General features: G+C 68.7%; 15 protein-coding genes and 1 CRISPR repeat array. Of the genes, 8 read left to right on the top strand and 7 right to left on the bottom strand.

Annotation, left to right across the window (positions count from 1 at the left end):
• Window positions 1–84: 84 nt before the first annotated feature.
• From RYH80_RS09575 to RYH80_RS09565, 3 genes are all read right to left on the bottom strand, one after another.
• Window positions 85–1002 (bottom strand): ArsR/SmtB family transcription factor, encoded by a 918-nt coding sequence (locus RYH80_RS09575; protein ID WP_370903644.1) that lies wholly within the window; start codon window positions 1000–1002, stop codon window positions 85–87.
• Window positions 1003–1492: 490 nt separating this feature from the next.
• A CRISPR array of direct repeats spans window positions 1493–3810; the repeat unit is 37 nt; unit sequence GTTTCAATCCCGTAGTGGGTTTCCTGGCCGCTGCGAC.
• Between the two features lie 143 nt (window positions 3811–3953).
• Window positions 3954–5774 (bottom strand): hypothetical protein, encoded by a 1821-nt coding sequence (locus tag RYH80_RS09570; protein ID WP_370903643.1) that lies wholly within the window; start codon window positions 5772–5774, stop codon window positions 3954–3956.
• Between the two features lie 171 nt (window positions 5775–5945).
• Complete coding sequence (locus RYH80_RS09565; protein WP_370903642.1) at window positions 5946–6143, bottom strand: hypothetical protein; 198 nt, start codon at window positions 6141–6143, stop codon at window positions 5946–5948.
• Between the two features lie 516 nt (window positions 6144–6659).
• Between RYH80_RS09565 and RYH80_RS09560 the strand changes: the two genes are divergently transcribed.
• The 6 genes from RYH80_RS09560 to RYH80_RS09535 all read left to right on the top strand — a co-directional run bounded on the left by RYH80_RS09560 (window position 6660) and on the right by RYH80_RS09535 (window position 14503).
• Window positions 6660–9524, top strand: a complete 2865-nt coding sequence (locus RYH80_RS09560; RefSeq protein ID WP_370903641.1) for an ABC transporter ATP-binding protein — start codon at window positions 6660–6662, stop codon at window positions 9522–9524.
• Between the two features lie 453 nt (window positions 9525–9977).
• Window positions 9978–11672: an ABC transporter substrate-binding protein gene (locus RYH80_RS09555; RefSeq protein ID WP_370903640.1), complete on the top strand. Its 1695-nt coding sequence runs from the start codon at window positions 9978–9980 to the stop codon at window positions 11670–11672.
• A 227-nt stretch (window positions 11673–11899) separates the two neighbouring features.
• Window positions 11900–12943, top strand: coding sequence for an ABC transporter permease (locus RYH80_RS09550; RefSeq protein ID WP_370903639.1), 1044 nt, complete (start codon window positions 11900–11902; stop codon window positions 12941–12943).
• Window positions 12940–13146, top strand: a complete 207-nt coding sequence (locus tag RYH80_RS09545; RefSeq protein ID WP_370903638.1) for a hypothetical protein — start codon at window positions 12940–12942, stop codon at window positions 13144–13146. Before RYH80_RS09550 ends, RYH80_RS09545 begins: the two co-directional genes overlap by 4 nt.
• A complete protein-coding gene (locus tag RYH80_RS09540) occupies window positions 13143–14087 on the top strand; it encodes an ABC transporter permease (RefSeq protein ID WP_370903637.1) in 945 nt (314 codons plus the stop codon). Before RYH80_RS09545 ends, RYH80_RS09540 begins: the two co-directional genes overlap by 4 nt.
• An 8-nt stretch (window positions 14088–14095) precedes the next feature.
• Window positions 14096–14503, top strand: a complete 408-nt coding sequence (locus tag RYH80_RS09535; RefSeq protein ID WP_370903636.1) for a DUF7268 family protein — start codon at window positions 14096–14098, stop codon at window positions 14501–14503.
• 117 nt (window positions 14504–14620) lie between these two features.
• Here RYH80_RS09535 and RYH80_RS09530 read toward each other — a convergent pair whose 3' ends face one another.
• The 3 genes from RYH80_RS09530 to RYH80_RS09520 form a co-directional block, all read right to left on the bottom strand.
• Window positions 14621–14791, bottom strand: a complete 171-nt coding sequence (locus RYH80_RS09530; RefSeq protein WP_370903635.1) for a DUF5786 family protein — start codon at window positions 14789–14791, stop codon at window positions 14621–14623.
• A gap of 207 nt (window positions 14792–14998) precedes the next feature.
• Entirely contained in the window at window positions 14999–15841 is an 843-nt protein-coding gene (locus tag RYH80_RS09525) for a lipoate--protein ligase family protein (protein ID WP_370903634.1), read from the bottom strand.
• Between the two features lie 155 nt (window positions 15842–15996).
• On the bottom strand, window positions 15997–17916 hold the full coding sequence (locus RYH80_RS09520) for a histidine kinase N-terminal 7TM domain-containing protein (RefSeq protein ID WP_370903633.1): 1920 nt from the start codon (window positions 17914–17916) through the stop codon (window positions 15997–15999).
• Window positions 17917–18050: 134 nt separating this feature from the next.
• Between RYH80_RS09520 and RYH80_RS09515 the strand changes: the two genes are divergently transcribed.
• On the top strand, window positions 18051–19010 hold the full coding sequence (locus tag RYH80_RS09515; RefSeq protein ID WP_370903632.1) for a succinylglutamate desuccinylase/aspartoacylase family protein: 960 nt from the start codon (window positions 18051–18053) through the stop codon (window positions 19008–19010).
• A 115-nt stretch (window positions 19011–19125) separates the two neighbouring features.
• Here the strand turns inward: RYH80_RS09515 and RYH80_RS09510 are convergent, their stop codons facing one another.
• Window positions 19126–19656 carry a hypothetical protein gene (locus RYH80_RS09510; RefSeq protein WP_370903631.1) on the bottom strand — a complete coding sequence of 177 codons (531 nt, stop codon included), beginning with the start codon at window positions 19654–19656 and terminating at the stop codon, window positions 19126–19128.
• Window positions 19657–20058: 402 nt separating this feature from the next.
• On the opposite strand from RYH80_RS09510, the gene RYH80_RS09505 reads away from it, so the two are divergent.
• Window positions 20059–20211: a hypothetical protein gene (locus tag RYH80_RS09505; protein WP_370903630.1), complete on the top strand. Its 153-nt coding sequence runs from the start codon at window positions 20059–20061 to the stop codon at window positions 20209–20211.
• The last annotated feature ends 115 nt before the right edge of the window (window positions 20212–20326 follow it).

The raw sequence follows: 20326 nt of genomic DNA, 5'->3' as shown, positions 1-20326 counted from the left end.
GGTGGAGTGAGGTGGCTCTCACGTGTCGTCGTGGCCCATCCCTATCCTCTGACGGCGACGGCGGCGTCTCGACCGCGCAGTGAGTCACTCCTCAATCTCGGTCACGGTGACGGTGTCGTCGATCACCAGCGTCAGCGTGTCTCCCTCACACTCGTACGTCACGCTCACTCGGAGCGGGTCACGCCCCCGCACCGACTGGTTGCCGGGGTCCGTCGCACCGAACGCCCACACGGAGCGCTCTCGGACGTCTACTCCACGGTCGTAGTAGAACCCGACGACGGCAGGGTGGTCGACGAACACGTGGGGCAACCCCAATGTCGGTTCGGCACCACACTGGTGACAGGTGTACCGGGCCAACGGTACTGGGCCCGACTCCTCGGAGATCCCGTCGGAGTCGGGGTCGTGTGACGCTTCGGCAGACCCGTCCCCGTCGTCACCGGTGGGAAATTGCAACTCGACCGTCGGCGTAGCCGGTCCGTCACAGAACGCACAGAACCCACTGGTGAGCTGGTGGAACGTCGTCTGCACGTACTGGCTGGCCACGCGTGGGACGTCCTCGCGGTTGCACCCGACGAACACGGCGGGCGGAACGCCGACCCGGTACTCGACGGGACACGAGCCACACGCGACCCGAACGGTCTCGTCCCCGTAGTGGAGGGTTCGCTCACCCCCGCACGCCGGACACGACTCTGGGAGTTCGATCGGGTCGATCGACCCCGCCGCCGTGTACGCGCCAGCCGCGATCGCGCCGTTGATCTGCATCCCCGCTTGGGTGAGTTCGTAGGCGTCGTCGGTCCGCGTGACGAACCGACCGACCAACTTGTCGAGGTGGTAGTTGAACTGACCGGAGTCGCGCATCCCGACCTCGGCCCGGAGCTCCGAGAACGTCGCCTCGCCGTCGTCTGCCCACAGTGCGCGGAGAATCTCGACTCGGGTCTCGTCCGCCAGGAGGGAGAACACCTCGTCCGGGTCGGTCTGTTCGACGAACGTTGGGTCGGTCACGTCGGGTGTACCGTCGTGGGAGGTGAAGTAGGTAGCGGTGGTACCGGCACGTCCGACCGCTCGGCGGGAGCACACTGCGTACGAGGTTTGGCGGTCACCCGACAGTCTCGACCGATCCGTCACCGAGAGGTACACCAGACTCACCCGGACGCCGTCCCGTCGGTCACCGTGACGTGGGGGTCTGCAGCGGGCGGAAAACGAGAGTCTCGTCCGGGGCAGATTGCTTCGCTCCGAGAGACGAAGTGCGGCACATGAAAGAGGTCGGTGAAAGAGACGTAGACGACACGGGTTCGCTGCCGGTTCCGACAGCGGTACCGGAGGTAGCAGCGATCGGGGGGTGACACGCTTCGGTGAGCGGTCGACGAGGAGGGGAACCTGTCGGTGGAGGTGATCGGAGAGCGGTACGGAGCCTTCGACGACGTCGAGCCGTTCGAGACCGAGGAACCGGTGGCCGGAGTCGAAGCGAAACACACCGCTCGAGTTCGCGGTGGTTCGATTCCCGTAGTGGGTTTCCTGGCCGCTGCGACCGCTGCTGCTCGGAGTCCCCGGATCGCGACGTACGTGTTTCAATCCCGTAGTGGGTTTCCTGGCCGCTGCGACAACGGGACGTAGGTAGCGGTGACACCGAACCCGGTTAGTTTCAATCCCGTAGTGGGTTTCCTGGCCGCTGCGACTCTCCACGTCCACGACGAGTGGCGTCACGGCGGAACGGTTTCAATCCCGTAGTGGGTTTCCTGGCCGCTGCGACTGTCCCCGACGACGGTGACGGCGGGGTCAAGAAGACGTAGTTTCAATCCCGTAGTGGGTTTCCTGGCCGCTGCGACGATCGCGTCGTACTCGTCCTCCATGTCACAGTCCTGTTTCAATCCCGTAGTGGGTTTCCTGGCCGCTGCGACCACGCCGATGGCGCCGTAGCCGATCGTCCGCTTCGCGGTTTCAATCCCGTAGTGGGTTTCCTGGCCGCTGCGACTCCGCGGCCGGAACCCGCCCCGCAACCAGAGTGTCGAGTTTCAATCCCGTAGTGGGTTTCCTGGCCGCTGCGACCCGCGCCTGGGACCCGCGGGAAGGACGCGAGCGGATGTTTCAATCCCGTAGTGGGTTTCCTGGCCGCTGCGACTCTACACACATAATGGTGGTGGCAGACACTATACTGGTTTCAATCCCGTAGTGGGTTTCCTGGCCGCTGCGACCCTCGGCGGCGGGAACGTCTTCGAAATACGTGCTGTTTCAATCCCGTAGTGGGTTTCCTGGCCGCTGCGACCCATCAGGTTGTAGCAGTGGCCCGGCGACGGGCGGCGTTTCAATCCCGTAGTGGGTTTCCTGGCCGCTGCGACCGGGGGTCTCGGGGCCGAGGCTCCGGCCGGCTATATGTTTCAATCCCGTAGTGGGTTTCCTGGCCGCTGCGACCACCGATCAGAGCGTTCCGCTCTCCCATCTGCATGTTTCAATCCCGTAGTGGGTTTCCTGGCCGCTGCGACACACCACGTCCGCGACGGCCGTCGTCCGCTCGAACCGTTTCAATCCCGTAGTGGGTTTCCTGGCCGCTGCGACAACGTCGTCGTCGGGCGGTTCGAGGGCGACGGCGACGAGTTTCAATCCCGTAGTGGGTTTCCTGGCCGCTGCGACTTCGACTCTCGTTCCGCTCGACCGCGAGCCCTGCCAGTTTCAATCCCGTAGTGGGTTTCCTGGCCGCTGCGACACACGGATTTGAGGTGTCGAGAGATGTTGGACTGGTGGTTTCAATCCCGTAGTGGGTTTCCTGGCCGCTGCGACCCACTGGCCGGAGACACGGACATCGCGTGTGATCTCCCGTTTCAATCCCGTAGTGGGTTTCCTGGCCGCTGCGACAGTGGAGTACGCCAGATCCTTCGGACAGCTTCAGGAGTTTCAATCCCGTAGTGGGTTTCCTGGCCGCTGCGACCCGACTGTCGGCCGACGGCAACGGTATCCGGATCGTGTTTCAATCCCGTAGTGGGTTTCCTGGCCGCTGCGACGGCCGGCGTCTACGAGACGATCGAGGGCGAGTGCTAGTTTCAATCCCGTAGTGGGTTTCCTGGCCGCTGCGACCTCGAGCGCCGTGCGACACTTGTCGAGCGCGTCGTCCGGGTTTCAATCCCGTAGTGGGTTTCCTGGCCGCTGCGACCCCCGCGTTCACGCGGTTCGAGATCTGCTCTCCGATGTGTTTCAATCCCGGAGTGGGTTTCCTGGCCGCTGCGACACAGCCGGTTCGTCGTCGCGTGGAGTTCGCGGACGAAGTTTCAATCCCGGAGTGGGTTTCCTGGCCGCTGCGACCGTCGGCCGGTCGGACGGAACGTGCTTCGGCGATGTGTTTCAATCCCGGAGTGGGTTTCCTGGCCGCTGCGACGTCGGGACTCACGACGACGTGGTGCTTGTACACCGGCAGTTTCAATCCCGGAGTGGGTTTCCTGGCCGCTGCGACCGGGTTGAGGAGGCCGTGCTCGGCCGAGACGATCGTTTCAATCCCGGAGTGGGTTTCCTGGCCGCTGCGACGGCGACGTTCGACGCGAGGGCATCCAGCGACTCCATGTTTCAATCCCGGAGTGGGTTTCCTGGCCGCTGCGACGCGGCGGCCTCGTGCTCCCACGACCAGGACGCCGTGAGTTTCAATCCCGGAGTGGGTTTCCTGGCCGCTGCGACTCGTCCCCGCGGCGATCTCGTTGGCGGTGAGCGTGTCGTTTCAATCCCGGAGTGGGTTTCCTGGCCGCTGCGACACTTATACCTCCGGTTAGTACCGAGCCAGTACCGGCGCGGTTTCAATCCCGGAGTGGGTTTCCTGGCCGCTGCGACAGGGGGTGATATCTGCCCCACACCACCTATAGCTTTCTCTGCACCCGCGACACCACGCCCCGCTTACGTGGACCCCCACCGTACAGAGCCTTCATAAAGGTCCACGTAATCGGGCCCACCACCCGACGGGAAACCACACCACCTCACCCGGACGTCGTCCCGTTCCCTGCGGTCGCCGTCTCGGTCCCCGGCGTCGCCGTCGCGGTCCCGTTGCGCTGCACCCACGCCGGGGGGTCGACGGTCGTCTCGCCGACGGCGGTGACGCGGACAGTGACGGTCGCGGTCACGGCGGGATCGTTCGGGAGCGTGTAGCTGCGGTGGATCTCGCGGACGAGCCCGTCCGGACCGACGACGACCGTCCCGGTGGTGTTCTCGACGCCCGGCCACGGATCGCCGCGGAGTGCGACCAAGGCGACGGTCCCGTTCGCGGTCCGCTCGCGACCACGGAGCCGCGTCGCCTCGACCGTGAGGTACCAGTCGACGTACTGTTCGAGCCGCGACAGGAACGGGTCACTCGCGGCGCCGCGCCGACCGCCGACGCCGTCCGTCCGGGCTCGACTCACGCTCCCGTCGCGGAGCAGTTCAACCGCCGTCCCGTCGGCCACGTACACCGGGGTGCGGTCGAACGTCGTCGGCTCGTCGACCGGAGTACCGAGCGTCGAGACGCGAGAGGCGTACTGTCCCGGGCCGGCGACGGTCGCCGTCTCGCGCCACCGGACGGTCGCGCGACCGGCGACCCGCTCGCGGTAGGTGTAGACGAAGCGGTACGAGCGGGTCGACAGGACGGCCCGCGTCCGGTCCGCGAGCAGTGCCACGTCGAGACTCCCGTCGGCACCGACTCCGGGCGGGAGCGCCTCGGCGTCGGCGACCGGCGTCCCGGTGTCTGCACCCGTCGCACCGGCGACGCCGCCGGACCGCCGCGGCGTGCCGACTCGCCCCTCGAAGGTCGTCGTCCCGGCGGTCGGTGTGCCGTCGGCGACCGCCACACCCTCCGCTGGACTGCCGGGGTCGGCCCACGGCGCCGCCGGACCGAGACCGGTCGCGAGGCCGCCGAGCGCGACGGCGAGACAGACGGCCGCGAGCGTCACTAGCCACAGTCGGGAGCGATCACCGGCCGCAGGCGACTCACTGTTCGCGGGTGGGTCCGCTCGTTCGGCGGTGACAGTGTCACCGTGTCCACCGGCCGACGGGGGGTCGGTGTCCGCGCTGCGGGGCGGACGCGAGTCCTCCTCTCGATCCGCTCCCGGCGCTCGCGATCCGTCTGTGTCTGCGTCCGTAGCAGATTCGGCCGACCGCTCGGAACTCGACGACGACGGCACACTCTCGGAACTCGGCGGCGACGGCACACTCTCGGAACTCGACGGCGACGGCACACTCTCGGAACTCGACGGCGACGGCACACTCTCGGAACTCGACGGCGACGGCGCACTCTCGGAACTCGGCGGCGACGGCACACTCTCGGAACTCGGCGGCGACGGCACCGTTCGCTCGGGTCTCGTCAAGACCGCCGCCGCGTCGTCGACACCGAAGACGGTCGCCGCGACGCGGTCTCGCTGCGAGGGGTCCAGGGCGTACCGGAACTGCTCGCAGAGTGCGTCCGTTCCGAGCACCGTCGCGGTCGACACGTCGCCGAACGGCGGTAGCCCGTCGGCAGTCCAGACCACCCGGTCGTCCGCACCGAGCGATGAGGGCGTCGAGATCGCGACGGGGTCCTCGCCCTCGTCGTCGCTGCGACTCCGTGCGGCGACCGGCGACGACGGGACGAACAGTCGCCGCGTCCGCCCGCGTGGTGAGGTGACGGCGAGCCGGTGCCACTCGTCACCCGTCGTGTCGGACGCGACTCCCCGCTCGACTGTCCAGTCTCGTTCGCGATAGCAGGCGGCGAGGAAGGCGCAGACGGTCTCCGGACCGGCCCCGACGAGACGTGCTCGCAGCGACGCGCCGTCGTCGTGGGCCGTAGTCACACACGACGGTACGCACCCGACGGTAACGAGTGTTGCGTCGACCCGGGCCGAGCTACGAGCGGCTCGGCGACGGGGCCGTCGTCACGGTGACGCGGTCGTCGTCGCGGTGGTGTCGCTCACACGACTGTCGAGTCGTCAGTCGAACGGAGAACCGCAGTGTCGACCGACCCGTCACCGCGTGCCGCCGTCCATGTCGTCGGCCGCGTCCGCCAACAGGTCGTTCCGGACGGCTTCCAGTTGGAAGTCCTCGCTGGTGTCCGTCGCGTCCCCGTCGGCACTGTTCGCGGCGTCACTGTCCTGCTCGTCGGTGATCGTCTCGGTCCCAGTCACCGACTCGAAGATCTCGCCGAGGTCGCTCACGGAGCTCATGCAATTACACCGTAGCACTCCACGCTACTTCAAAGGTAGCCACGCGTGCGCGCTCGCGCACACACGCTCACGCGAATTCCGATATGTCGCTCCGATACACCGCACGTGAATGTCGCTCCGATACACCGCACGTGAATCCGACACGTCGCTCCGATACACCGCACGTGAACCGCAGGCGTTCGGACCGTTCCGCGAACGGCGACGGGACGGTTCAGTCGGCACCGTGTGGCGGCGCGTACCCACAGTCGGGACACTGCCACACGTCTCGTTCGCTCGCGAGGCGACCGGCACAGCGTGGACAACTCGGGTTCACACACGTCGTCGGGGGCGCCACCCACTTGCCTCCCGCCGCGATCCCGACGGCGTTGGAACGAGTCCGACACCCTCGGAACGCCACGAACCGCTCGCGCGAGGACCACGAGTGCGACCGACGGCGAGTTGTACTCGCGACGACCGGCGTCGGTCGTCTCCGTCCGCACCGTAAACTATACCCGAAGCGGGACGGCAGGCCGTCACATGGATCTCCTGTCGCTCTCGAGTCTGCGGACACAGTTCGCCACCGAGCGTGGCGACGTGAAGGCGGTCGACGGCGTCGACCTCACCATCCGCGAGGGGGAGACGGTCGGGCTGGTCGGCGAGTCTGGCTCCGGCAAGTCCGTGACGGCGCTGTCGGCGATGGACCTCGTCGACGACCCCGGCGAGATCGTCGGCGGCCGCGTCACGCTCCGTGCCCCGGAGACGGTCCCCGTCCTCCTCTCTGACCACGCCGACGGCGTCGCCGCCTACCCGAACGAGCTCGTCGAGGCGCTGCGCGAGTTGGCGACGGCGTGTCGCGGACGCGGCGGCCTCGGCGGTGTCGCGGCGGAACTCGACGGTATCGCGACGGACTGCGAGTCGCTGGCCGACCCGGCGGATCTGGCCGCACGGCTCGCCGACGCCGCGAGCGACCTGCGTGGTGGCGGCGACCCGGAGCGGGTCGCCCGGCGACTCGACGACGCCGCGGACGACGCCGCCGACGGGTTCGTGTTCTTGGAGGCGGCGACCGTCGAGGGCGACCCGGACGCGGACCCGCGGCGACTCCTCCGCGAGTCGCCCGAACGCGTCGACGACGTGCGGATCGACGACGCCGTGATCGACCTGACGGCGGCCCCCGAGTCGGCGATGCGGGCGGTCCGTGGCGGCGCCGTGTCGATGATCTTCCAGGACCCGATGACCTCGCTCAACCCCGCGTTGACCGTCGGCGAGCAGGTCGCGGAGAGTCTGGAACTCCACCAGTTCGACGGCCGTCGCCCGGACACGTGGGCGAACGCGGTCCGGGAGGTGCTCCCCTCGCTGGGCGACGACGACCTCGACGAGGCCGTCCTCGAACGGACCGTCGAGGTGCTCTCGGAGGTCGGCATCCCGGAGCCGACGACTCGCGTCGACGAGTACCCCCACGAGTTCTCCGGCGGGATGCGCCAGCGCGTGTTGATCGCCATCGCGCTGGCGTGTCGCCCGAACCTCCTGATCGCCGACGAGCCGACGACCGCGCTGGACGTGACGATCCAGGCGCAGATCCTCGAGTTGATCGACGACCTCCAGGCGGAGCTGGGGATGTCGGTGTTGATGATCACCCACGACCTCGGTGTCGTCGCGGAGACGTGTGACCGCGTCGCGGTGATGTACGCCGGGGAGATCGTCGAGGAGGGCCCCGTCGAGGAGATCTTCCACGACCCGAAACACCCCTACACGTACACGCTGCTGGAGTCGATCCCCCGGGAGGACGCCGACCGGCTGACACCCATCGAGGGGAACGTGCCGGACCTCGTCGACACGCCGGAGGAGTGTCACTTCGCCGAGCGGTGTCCGTGGGAACAGCCGGAGTGTACCAGCGGCCCGGTGCCACTGCGAGACCGCGGGGACGGCGACGAGCCCCACCGCGCTCGCTGTGTGCTCGACGACTTCGACACGACGACGTACGGGGAGGACGGCGGCGTCCGGACGGACACGGAGATCGGCGACGAGTTGCTGGAGGTGTCGGGACTGAAGAAACACTTCTCGCGGGCCGACGGCTACCTCGACCGCCTGCTCGGCGACGAACCCGGGAGTGTCCGCGCCGTCGACGGCGTCGACTTCGAGGTGTACGAGGGGGAGACGCTGGGGTTGGTCGGCGAGTCCGGCTGCGGGAAGTCGACCACCGGTCGCGCGCTGTTGCGGCTGTTGGAGCCGACCGACGGACGGGTCGTGTTCGCGGGCGAGGACATCACGGAGCTGTCGGCCGACGAACTGCGGGCGCGCCGGACGGACCTCCAGATGATCTTCCAGGACCCGATGTCGAGTCTGGACCCACGGATGACCGTCGGGCAGATCGTCGCCGAGCCGCTCCAGATCCACGACCTCCCCGACGAGCCGCCCGCGGAGGGGGAGAGTCGCAGCGCCCAGCGTCGCCGTCGGGTCGACGAACTGCTGGAGGCGGTCGGCCTCGACCCGAGCCAGCGCGGCCGGTACCCACACGAGTTGTCGGGCGGGCAGCGTCAGCGAGTCGGGATCGCCCGCGCGCTGGCGGTGGACCCGGACTTCGTCGTCGCGGACGAGCCGGTGTCGGCGTTGGACGTGTCCGTGCAGGCACAGATCCTCAACCTGTTGGAGGACCTCCAGGCGGAGTTCGGGCTCACGTTCCTGTTCATCGCCCACGACCTGAGCGTGGTCCGGCACGTCTGTGACCGCGTGGCGGTGATGTACCTCGGGGAGATCGTCGAGACCGCGCCGACGGAGGAGCTGTTCGCGAACCCGCGACACCCCTACACGCAGTCGTTGCTGTCGGCGATCCCGGTACCGGACCCGACGGCGGACACGGACGACCGCGTGATCCTCGAAGGGGACGTGCCCTCGCCGATCGACCCGCCGTCGGGGTGTCACTTCCGGACCCGGTGCCCGCAGGTGATCCCGCCCGAGGAGCTGTCGATCGAACAGGAGCAGTTCCGTGCCGTGACGACGTACCGGCAACGCGTCGCTGACCGCGCCATCGACCCCGAGGGGATCCGCGAGGAGGCGAGTGCGACCGGCGGGCGTGCCGTCACCGACGGCGGCGCGACGGACGCTGGTACCGGCGACGACACGGGTGCCGGCGGGCCGGCGAGCGCCGGCGGCGCGACGGGCGACGGGAGCGCGGAGACGGACGCGCGGGTCGAGTTGGAGGCGGCCATTCGCGAGCGGTTCGGGATCGAGGACCTCCCACCGACGGCCGACGAGGCGGTCACGGAGAGTGTCGAACGGATCGTCGCCGACGACTGGGACGGCGCGGACCGCGTCCTGCGTGAGACGTTCGGCTCCGTCTGCGAGCGACAGTCCCCCGAGTTGGACGGGAGCGACCACCCGTCCGCGTGTCACCTCGACGACTGACGGTGACGGTGACCCGACGACCGAGTCCGTCTGTGTGTCGGCGCGACGACCGAGTCCGTCTGCGTCTCACTGGTCCAGCCGTCCTCGACTACCCGCCGAGCATCCCCCGAACACCCGCCGTGCACGCGCCGGCCACCCGCCGAGTACCAACCGATCCCCCAGGTCGACCACTCGCCACTGCCCCGCCGCGACCCCGAACGACGACCTGTCCCTCACCGTATCAGCAGACTGGTACGTCGGAGATCGGTTCGACACCCGCCCGACGAACGGAGTGACGACCTGACGGTCCGTCGACAGAAATGTAAGTCGTTGACACGCCACGTGGAAGCGGCACACACTGGTCCGACCGTGTCGGATTGTGGTGTCGACCACGCCACACTTACTCGAAACCGTGTGAGATCCCGTGACGACGTACCACAATTTTTAACCTACGTAGCTCTCCATTGCCACCGTATGTCACGCGACACGGACGACGTGAGCAGACGCAGCTTTCTGAAGACGGCCGGTGGCGCGGCGGCCACCGCGACCGTCGCCGCGACCGCCGGCTGTACCGGCGGCGACACCGGCGGCTCCGGCGGTGGCGGTGACGTGAGCGGCACGCTGGTGTACGCCCGCGGCGACCACCCGACGAACTACGACCCCCAGCAGACGACCAGCGGGGAGGTCGCGAAGGTGACCAACCAGGTGTTCGACCCGCTGATCCGGTTCAAGGCCGGGACCGGTGGCGAACTCGGCGACAGTCTCGCGACGGACTACTCGCTGGAGGGGACGACCGCGACGCTGACCCTCCGTGAGGGCGTCACCTTCCACGACGGCTCGGAGTTCACGGCCGCCGACGCGAAGGCGACGATCCGGCGGTTCACGGAGTCCGGCTACGAGTACTACCTCGGCGACGAGAACCGGTCCGGCTACGGCCCGTTCACGTTCGGCAGTTGGGTCGACAGCATCGACGCCTCCGACGACTACGAGCTGACGATCGAACTCACCCAGCAGTACGCGCCGTTCCTGCGGAACCTGGCGATGTTCGCGGCCGTCATCCTCTCGAAGGACCAGATCGAGAGTCTCGACTCCCAGCCGGACCTCGGGACGGACCCCGTCGGCACCGGCCCCTTCCAGTTCGAGACGCTGGACAACGAGAACAACCGCGTCGAGTTGACCGCCAACACGGACTACTTCGGCGACGGGCCGAACGTCGAGACGGTCGTGTTCAAGGAGATCACGAAGAACTCCACGCGGGCGGCCGACGTGGTCAACGGTGACTCCCACATCACGGACAACCTCGACTCCCAGTCGTTCAAGCAGATCCAAGACGCCGACACGGCGTCGCTGGTGGAGAAGAACGGGATCAACGTCGGTTACATGGCGTTCAACATGGGTCGCCGCGAGGAGTTCCGGAACAAGCAGGTCCGGCAGGCGATCAGCTACGCCGTCAACACGCAGGCGATCGTCGAGGACATCTACCAGGGGTTCGCCTCCGAGGCCGACCAGCCGCTCCCGCCGGACGTGATGGGGCACAACGAGGACATCGAGCCGTACCCGACGGACAAAGAGGAGGCACAGTCACTGTTGGACGAGGCCGGCGTCGAGCCGTTCGAGTTCGAGCTGGCGACGTTCTCGAACCCCCGTGGGTACAACCCGAGTCCGATCTCGACGGCCAACCAGGTGAAGTCCGACCTCGAGGAGATCGGCTTCACCGTGAACATCAACCAGTTCTCGACGTTCTCGTCGTACCTCGACTACACGGACCAGGGGAAACACGACGCCTGTTTCCTCGGCTGGTACACGGACAACGCCGACCCGGACAACTTCATGTACGTCCTCCTGGACCCGAAGGTGGAGATGGACGCGGTCCCGGACGGCCAAGACTGGGTCAGCCGCGACACGGAGGGGTACAGCACCCTCAACGCGGCCGGCTGGGCCAACACGGAGTACATGCAGAAGGTGCGTGAAGCACAGTCGACGTACGACACCGAGACGCGCAAGCAGCTGTACCAGGAGGCCAGCCAGATCGCCCACGACGAGGCGCCGTGGCTGTTCCTCGACTACGCGCAGACGCTGCGCGGGATCCACCAGAGCGTGAACGCGGACTCGTTCACCGTGAGTTCCGTCGGTGGCCCGTACCTCGAACAGGTCGAACTGGAGGAGTGAGGACCGACCGCCCGCGGTGAGCGGGCCGAGCGGAGGCGCTTCGCTGCGGCGGGGGGACCGACCCACTCCGACGGCGGCGGGGGGAGACGACCCACTCCGACGGCGGCGGGGGGACCGACCCACTCCGACGGCGGCGGGCGGAGACGACGCACCCCGACGGCGGCGGGCGACGACGACCGCCCGCCGCGGGGTTGAAGTACACGACGACGGCAACCACACGACAGTAGATGGTCTCGAAACGCTTCGTCCTGCGACGCCTCCTGTTGTTGGTCCCGGTGTTGTTCGGGGTGGCGACGCTCGTGTTCGGGATCCTCCACTTCGCCCCGGGGGACCCCGCACGGGTGATCGTCGGGCAACGCGCCAGCGCCGAGCAGGTCCAGCAGGTCCGGGCGGAACTCGGACTGAACGACCCGCTGTGGGTCCAGTACGTCCGGTTCCTCGGCGACGCGGCGACGTTCGACTTCGGCGAGTCGTACCAGATCGCGAAGGGCGACCCCGTCCGCGAGGTGATCGCGGACACGCTCCCGGTGACGATCGAACTCGCTCTGTTCGGCCAGTTCTTCGGCATCGCGCTGGGGATCCCGCTGGGTGTCCTGTCGGCGGTGAGACAGGACACACTGTCGGACCACGCGACCCGGATCGGCGCCTTGACGGGAATCTCCGTCCCGATCTACTGGTCGGGGCCACTCCTGATCCTCCTGTTCTCGACGTACCTCGGGCTGTTCCCGGCCAGCGGTCGGATCGGGTCGACGATCTTCCTCGACGACTCGTGGCGACTGTTCGGGATGGAACTGCCGTTGACGGGGCTGGTGACGGTGGACACGCTCCTGTTGGGCGAGTTCGGCGCGTTCGCGTCGGCGGCCAGACACCTCCTGTTGCCGTCGCTGGTGATCGGGGTGTACTCGATGGCGCTGATCTCGCGGATGATGCGCTCGTCGATGTTGGAGGTGATCAGACAAGACTACATGCGGACCGCTCGCGCGAAGGGACAGGGCGCGAAGATCACCGTGATGAAACACGGGTTCCGCAACGCGCTGATCCCCGTCGTCACGGTGATCGGGATCCAGTTCGGCTCGCTGTTGGGCGGGGCCGTTCTGACCGAGACCGTGTTCGGCATCGCGGGCATCGGCACGATGCTCGTCGAGGCCATCGGCGCGACCGACTACCCGCTCGTCCAAGGTACCGTTCTCACGTTCGCGCTGCTGTTCACGCTGGTGAACCTCGGCGTCGACGTGACGTACAGCTACCTCGACCCACGGATCGACCAGTGACACGCACACACTCTCTCGCCGCGACGACCGACGGGGACGCCGAGGTGGCGGCGCCGAGCCGGGCGAACAGCGAGGCAGACGGACCGCTCGGACGGCGGACGGACACGGAGGCGCCCGACCGGAGCGGACGGCAGACGGGCACGGCGACGAACGATCAGCGGGGGCAGCCGACGACTCCGGAGACCGGCGGGAGGAAGAGATGAGCACGGACACACACGACGGCGGGACCGACCACGAACGTGGACTGATCGACCGTCTCCGTGCGTCGCCGTTCCTCTCGGAGTTGCTCGCGAACCGCCTCGCCGTGACCGGGTTGGCGATCATCCTCGGGATCGTCCTGATCGCCGTGGTCGCCCGGGTGACGCTGAGTTACGACGCTTTGACCGCCTCGCGGCTCGGCTCCACGGTGGTGTCGGACCGCGCGCCGCCCGGCTGGCTCGGGCCGGCGCCGGTGGACCAGCAGTTGTTCGGGACGGACGCCAGCGCGCGGGACGTGTTCCGGCGGTCGATGTACGGCGCGTGGCTGGCGATGAAGTTCGGCACCGTCGCCGTCGGTGTCTCGACGGCTGCGGGTGTCACGCTCGGCATCGTCGCCGCCTACTACAGCGACGTGGTCGACAACGTGATCATGCGGACGATGGACGTGCTGTTGGCGTTCCCGTCGCTGCTGCTCGCGTTGGCCATCGTCGCCATCTTCGGCGCCGGACTGTGGAAGGCGACCATCGCCCTCATCATGGTGTACACCCCGCGGTTCGCGCGTGTCGTTCGCGGAGCGGCGCTGAAGGTGTTGGAAGACGAGTACGTGGAGGCGACGGAGGCGCTCGGGGCGTCGGACCCGCGAGTGCTGGCTCGGCACGTCTTCCCGAACACGCTCGCGCCGATCACGGTCCAGTCGACGCTGAACTTCGGGTTGGCGATCATCGACCTCGCGGCGCTGTCGTTCCTCGGGTTCGGCGCGCAGGCCGGTGCCCCGTCGTGGGGGTTGATGCTGTCGCGTGGCGTCGAGAACGGCCTCCTGACCGGCCAGTGGTGGATGTCGTTCTTCCCGGGGTTCATGCTCGCCGTCACCGTGCTCGGGTTCAACCTCCTGGGTGACGGGATGCGCGACGCACTCGACCCGCGGATGCGGGACGCCGTCGACTGATCACGACCGTGTCTCGCTCCGACACTCCCGTCTCCGACCCCGCAGGGAGCGACGGCGGGGATCTGCCACCGCTCCGGACGGCCGTCCGCCGTCGGCTCCGGCTGTTCGCGAGCGGGCTCGTCGTCGGCGTCCCGGCGGCACCGCTCGGCGTGGCCGTGTTCGTCTTCGGTGCCGGACGCGGCGTCGTGGACGCGCTCGCGGCGACGTTCGCCGTCGGCTCGCTGGCGCTCGGGTTCGGCGTGCTCGGCTGGTCGGGGTCGATCCTCTCTGGACGCGGCATCGAGGCCGCACAGCGACACCTCGACACGGACACCGACTGGACGGAACGGAAGAGTCGCCGCGCCATGACGCGGATCTGTGCCTTCGGTGTCGGCGTGATGGTCGGCGTCTCCGTCCTCGAGGCGGTACTCGCCTGAGACGGGCGGAGACTGCCGCGAGGCGACCGCTCGACGGGACCTACTGGAGGTTGCCGGACGAGAGCTCTCGGTGGCTGCCGGACGAGAACCTTCGGCAACCGCTCGGCGAGAGTCGCCTCACTCGCCGTTGAGTTCGTGGAACTGATCGAGGAGCGCCTCCGTGTCGTCGTCGCCGTCGAACGTCACTTCGCCGCGGTACTCGTCCCGCTCGTCGTCGAAGTCGGCGTCGACACGCGTCTTCTCCGCCCGCCGCTCGTGTTCGTCCTCGTCGTAGGCACCCATCGACATGGTACGACTTCACTTACCACTACCCGGACATAACCTTGTCGCCGATTACCACGGGGAACGTAGGCGTACGGAGAGCACGGGAAGGGGGTCACGACGCGGCCGACACTCGCCCGTCGAGTCGTCGGACTCACCGTCCGTCGGGGGGTCGTCCGTCGCGAGTGGACCGTCGCCCCCGGCGGAGACACGGCGACGTGCCCGCAGAGTGTCCTACCGCTCGAGTTCGCGCGGATCGGCCCGAACCCACGCCTCGTCGTCGCCGTACCGCTCGGCGACCAACTCCTCGGCGCGGCGTAGTTCCGCGTCCGTCCACGTCTCCTCGGGCGGGTCGCCGGCCCACGTCGCGAGGGTCTCCTCTAAGGTGGTCACCACCTCGTCGCGGTCGGTGTCGACCAGCTCGTCGATCCCGCCGACGCGCTCGCGGAACGCGGCCGGTGTCGTCTCGGGGGCGGCGAAACAGTCGAGGTGTGCCTCGGCGTCGACGGAGACGGAGATCGAGCCGTGTTGGACGACGGCCTCGCCGCGGCGGTTCTGGGCGTTGCCGGCGAGTTTCCGTCCGGCGCCGCCGTCCGCGACCACGTCGTGGGCGGGGTTCAGCTTCCGGAGGTAACACGCCGGCTGGTGGAGAGCCGGGCGTTCGGCGTCGACGTAGTCGGCGTCGACACCTAACGCGCGCAACGCGGCGAGGATTGGCTCGCACAGGAGGTGGTACGACGCCATCAGGTCGTCCGGTAGCTCCGCGGCCGGTGCGACGATGGAGTACGACACGTCGCCGTCGTGGTCGTGGTAGATCCCGCCGCCGCCTGTCGCTCGCCGGGTCACGTCGACGCCCGCCGCCTCGCAGGCGTCCCAGTCGACCGTGTCGGGGTGTTGGTGGCGACCCAGAGAGAGACACGACGGCTCCCAGCGGTAGAGTCTGATCGTCCGCGGCCCGCCGGCTGCGGCCGTCTCCGCGGCGACCTCGTCGAGTGCCATCTGTGTCGCCCCGTCGCGCGACTCCTCGCGGAGCAGTCGCCACTCGCGGTCCGCCAACGGTCCCGGGTCGGTCGACATACGTTCCGGTAGCCCACAGGTGGGCAAGTGGGTTGCGACGCGCGAGTCACTCGGACGACACACCTCGTGACGCACGCGGCGGCGAGGACACCCAGCCGGAACGACGACGAGCGTACCCCGAGGACGCGACCGTGAGTCCCCGGACGACGCGACGCTCAGTCCGTCGCCGTGTCCGGAGACGCGTCCTCGTCGAGTCCGTCGGCGTCCGTAGTCGCCGCGGCGCTCGTCGCCGACTCGCCGTCCACTCGTTCGGCGTCGTCGGCTCGTTCGCGGTCGTCGACTCGTCCGTGGTCGTCGTCCCCGGCGGCGACACTCGTCGCCTCGGTGTCGGTCTCGTCCCCCGGGTGGTCGCCGAGCGGGAGACACAGCGCCACCTCGCTGCCGCGCGGCTCTCGCTCGCTCACGTCCAGCGAGCCGCCGACTGCGGTCACCGTCCAGTGGGCGAGCCACAGTCCGAGCCCGCTCCCGTGTCGGAGCGGCCGCTCGGAGCCGTCCTCCAGTGTGCGCCGCTCCATCTCCGGGATGCCCGGCCCGTCGTCGCGGACACACACCCGGACGGTGTCGTCGTCCACGTCGGCCACCACCGCGACCGTCGGCTCCGCACGGTCGTTGTGTTCGACCGCGTTCTCGACGAGGTTCGCCAGCGCGGTCTCGTAGGCCGCCTCGCTGCCGACGACCGCCCGGACGCCGGCCGGGACAGTCACCGAGACCGTCGCGTCTGGGTGCGACTCGCGGAACTCCCCGACGACCCGTTCCGTCGGTGGTCCGAGCGCGATCGCGACCGGGTCCTCGTGGTACTCCGCGAACGACACCATCTCGCGGGCCTTCTCGCTCACGTCGACGAGTTCCGTCCCCGTCGTCCGGATCGTCCGTGCCGCCTCGACGGCGGCCTCGTCGACCGCCGTCGACTCGATTCGCCGCGCGTGACCGACGATGAGGTTCATGTCGTTGCTCAGGTTGTGTCGGAGCACGCGGTTCGCGACCTCCAGCCGTTCGCGCGAGGCGTGGCGCTCCGTCACGTCGCGTGCGATCACCGCGTGACCGGCGGTCCGCCCTCGCTCGTCGTCCAACGCCGTCACGCGGAGGTCGTACACCCGCCGCCGGTTCTCGATCACTGCCGAGGCGAGTGTCCCGTCCAGTGCCGTCACGTCGGCGTCCTCGCTCGGGAGGTACGGGTCGATGGACTCGCCGACCGTCGGCGGCGGGTCGAGCGCCCGACGGACGATCTCGTTGACCTCGACGACGGTCCCCCGCTCGTCCGTGACGATCAACCCGTCGCCCACGTCCCGCATCGCGCGTCGCTGCGCGGCCGGCGCCCGGTCGAGCAGGTCGAACTGGAACAGCGCCAGTGCCCAGACCGTGCTCGTGAGCGTGAACGCCAGCGGTGTCGTGTCGAGGTTCGCGACGGGACTGACACCGAGCGTGTACGAGAGGTTCGCGACCAACGGCGGCACCGCCCCGGCGGCCAACAGCGACGCCTGTGTCGTCAGCAACGACGACTGCGACCGGATCAGTCGCCCCACGAGCAAGACACCGATCCCGACCAGCACGTACGAGTACGCCGCGTGGACGAAGAACGCCGGCCCGAGCGTCACGTCGACGACAACCGACGGCGGGGTGTCTGTCCCACCGGCCACGAGCGTCGCTGCGGAGCCGAACACGGGGAGCGACTCGCCGAGTGGGGCGATCCGCGGCGCACCGAACAGTAGTTCGTGGCGGCCGTCCGTGACGGCCAACAGCGCCACGACCGTCGGTTCGACGGCCGACACCGCCAGCCACCGTCGGTCGAGTCGGTCACCCTCACCCGCGTACTGCAACGCGTACAGGAACCACAGCGTCGGGACGACCGCACCGACGGCGATACCGACACGGAACCACGTGATCTGCCGCGTCGCGTCTGCGAACCCCCACTGGACGCCGTAGGCACCCGCCCACAACGCGAGTGCACCCATCATCACGACGAACGTCCGTGTGTACGGTTCACGTCGGGTCCGTGCCGCGAGGACCCCGAGGACGGCCGAGAGGCCCGCCGCCGCGAACGCCGCTACCGAGTACCCCGTCAGTGTCCACCCCATCGGCGTTCGCACAGACACGCTGGGGCACACTTCTGTGTTCGGTGTGTGTCGTCACTGTACACACCCGTTCGGTTCCGGGTGAGGCCGTGGCTGGAGCCCCGCCGTACAAGTCGCCGCCGTCCCACAGGTCTGGTATGGCCACACACGACGCCGAGCAGGTGACGCTCGCACGACTCCCGTCGGGGGTCGCCGTCGAGACGACGGTCCACACGTACGGGGACGGCGAGCCGACGGTGTACGTCCAGGCGGCCCAGCACGGCCGCGAGATCAACGGGACGGCGGTGTGTCGACGACTCCACGACCGCCTCGCGGCGGCATCGCTCGACGGGACGGTCGTCGTCGTCCCGGTCGCGGACCCGCTCACGTTCGACCGCGTGAGCTACACGACGCCGGAGGGGTTCGACTCCGTGAACCCGAACATGAACCGCTGTTGGCCGGGCGACGACGAGGGGACGATCCACGAGCGGATGGCCGCGGCGCTGTGGGCGTACGCAGGCGAGGCCGACGCCGTCGTCGACCTCCACACCGGCAGTCCGGACATGCTCACCCACACCGTCTACCGACAGGGTGACGACGACTGCCGGCGGTTGGCGGAGGCGTTCGGGACGGACCTCCTGTTGGCGGAACCGGCCGGCGAGGACGCCGACGAGGAGTGGGCCGCCCGCGACTTCGGCGGGAAGTTCCGCGTCGCCGCCACACGCGAGGGAATCCCGGCGATCACCCCCGAACTGGCACACAACAAACACCTCGTCGAGGCGGCGATCGAGACCGGCGTCGCCGGGACGGAGCGCGTGCTCCGCGAACTCGGGGTGTTGGCCGACGACGGCGACGTGCCAGCGTGGGACGGCACCCGCGCCCGCAACCACCTCGGACGCGTCCAGGCGGCCGACTCCGGGCTGTTCCGCCCCGACCCCGACTTGGAACTCGGTGACACCGTGGCGGAGGGGGACCGCGTCGGGGAAGTGTTCGATCCGACGACCTACGAGACGCTCCAGACGGCGACCGCCGAGCGTGCGGGTGTCGTCTACTCGATCGCCCGCGAGGCGACGGTGACGGCCGGCCAGACGCTCGTCGGGGTCGCCGTCGAACTGTAGCGCCCCGCTCTCGGGTCGAGTGTCGCGTCTCGACGGCCGCGTCGAGTGTCGCGTGGTCGCCCACGTCGAGTGTCGCGTCTCGACGGCCGCGTCGAGTGTCGCGTGGTCGCCCGCGTCAGGTACCGAGTCCCTCGAAGAAGCCGATCCCCTCGGCGCTGGAGGTGACGAGCGGGACGGCGGCGAGGCCGGCGAGGACGCCGACGCCGACGAGGTACGCGAGGAACCCGACGTACCAGTCGAGCCCGAACAGCCCGGGTGTGCCGGCCAGGACGGTGCCGAGCTGTGCGCCGGCGGCCTGCGACAGCAGCGCCACGACGAGTGCCGCCATCCACGCCCCGGGGAACACCCGCGCGACGGCCTCGAGGGACCGCCCGGAGACGAGGTGGCCGACGGCGAGCCCCACGCCCGCCGGGACGTAGAGGAACCCACACCCCAACGCCACCGCGACGAGTGTCGCGCCGCGACCCAACCCACCGACGGCACCGACGAGCGTGAATCCGCCGACGAGGGCGAGTGTCCCACCGAGTGCTCTGGCGTGGCCGACCTGTCGCCCGACGACGTGGGCCGCCAACGAGAGCAGCACGACCGCGGCGCTGGCCGCGAGGAAGAACAACTCGTACAGTCCCGCCGCGCCGATCGGTGTCACTGTCGAACGGCGCTACGGCCGATGTCGTATAAACGCTACTGCCCCCAGTATCGTCGTAGATAACGTCCCCCGGGTCGTCCGGGGGCTCGTAGGGTCGATCTCCGTCGATCCGGGGGTCGTATGGGTGATCGCGAGTCGACGGAGACGGTCACCTGGGATGCGGTGACCGATTCTCGAGTCCCCGCACGGAGCACGGTTCCAGACGGACCCGTCGTGAGACCGAGCCCACCCGCCCGGCCGCGGGCTCGGAGCACCGCGGCCGAGATCTCGGAACCACCCGGTGACACGCCAGATACGACCACTTTCGAGAAAAGACCACACCCCACCAGCCGATCTTTTTCTCTGTCTTGTGTATGTTCCTTCTGTGAAGACTTAACTACCCCACTCCCGTCCGTAAGCTCGATGTCGGCACGACAGACATCCGCACACACGGCAGAGACGGAGACCGACCTGCGAGCACAGTTCGACGCGGACTTCGAGACGGACGACGAGATGAAGGCGATCGAAGACCCGTCGATGAGCTGTACGGTGCTGTGCTCGACGGGCTGCATCTGAGCGGTCTCGCGACACCGAGCCACCACTCGACGCGGACGTGACGCGAGCGAGCCACCCCGGTGGGGCACTCCCGCCGCGGGCCACTGCGGTGCGACGCGGACGACAGTTCTCGACG

Origin of the sequence: Halobaculum sp. MBLA0147 (assembly GCF_041361345.1) — an archaeon.
In the GTDB taxonomy this organism is placed as follows: domain Archaea; phylum Halobacteriota; class Halobacteria; order Halobacteriales; family Haloferacaceae; genus JAHENP01.
Note: the sequence above shows the minus strand (reverse complement) of the source record. Positions and strands in the feature narration are given on the sequence as shown.

Excerpts from the sequence above, each read along its gene's own strand:
- RYH80_RS09505 (WP_370903630.1), top strand. The coding sequence starts at position 20,059 with ATGTCGGCACGACAGACATCCGCACACACGGCAGAGACGGAGACCGAC.
- RYH80_RS09515 (WP_370903632.1), top strand. The coding sequence starts at position 18,051 with ATGGCCACACACGACGCCGAGCAGGTGACGCTCGCACGACTCCCGTCG.
- RYH80_RS09520 (WP_370903633.1), bottom strand. The coding sequence starts at position 17,916 with ATGGGGTGGACACTGACGGGGTACTCGGTAGCGGCGTTCGCGGCGGCG.
- RYH80_RS09565 (WP_370903642.1), bottom strand. The coding sequence starts at position 6,143 with ATGAGCTCCGTGAGCGACCTCGGCGAGATCTTCGAGTCGGTGACTGGG.
- RYH80_RS09540 (WP_370903637.1), top strand. The coding sequence starts at position 13,143 with ATGAGCACGGACACACACGACGGCGGGACCGACCACGAACGTGGACTG.
- RYH80_RS09525 (WP_370903634.1), bottom strand. The coding sequence starts at position 15,841 with ATGTCGACCGACCCGGGACCGTTGGCGGACCGCGAGTGGCGACTGCTC.
- RYH80_RS09550 (WP_370903639.1), top strand. The coding sequence starts at position 11,900 with ATGGTCTCGAAACGCTTCGTCCTGCGACGCCTCCTGTTGTTGGTCCCG.
- RYH80_RS09530 (WP_370903635.1), bottom strand. The coding sequence starts at position 14,791 with ATGTCGATGGGTGCCTACGACGAGGACGAACACGAGCGGCGGGCGGAG.
- RYH80_RS09555 (WP_370903640.1), top strand. The coding sequence starts at position 9,978 with ATGTCACGCGACACGGACGACGTGAGCAGACGCAGCTTTCTGAAGACG.
- RYH80_RS09560 (WP_370903641.1), top strand. The coding sequence starts at position 6,660 with ATGGATCTCCTGTCGCTCTCGAGTCTGCGGACACAGTTCGCCACCGAG.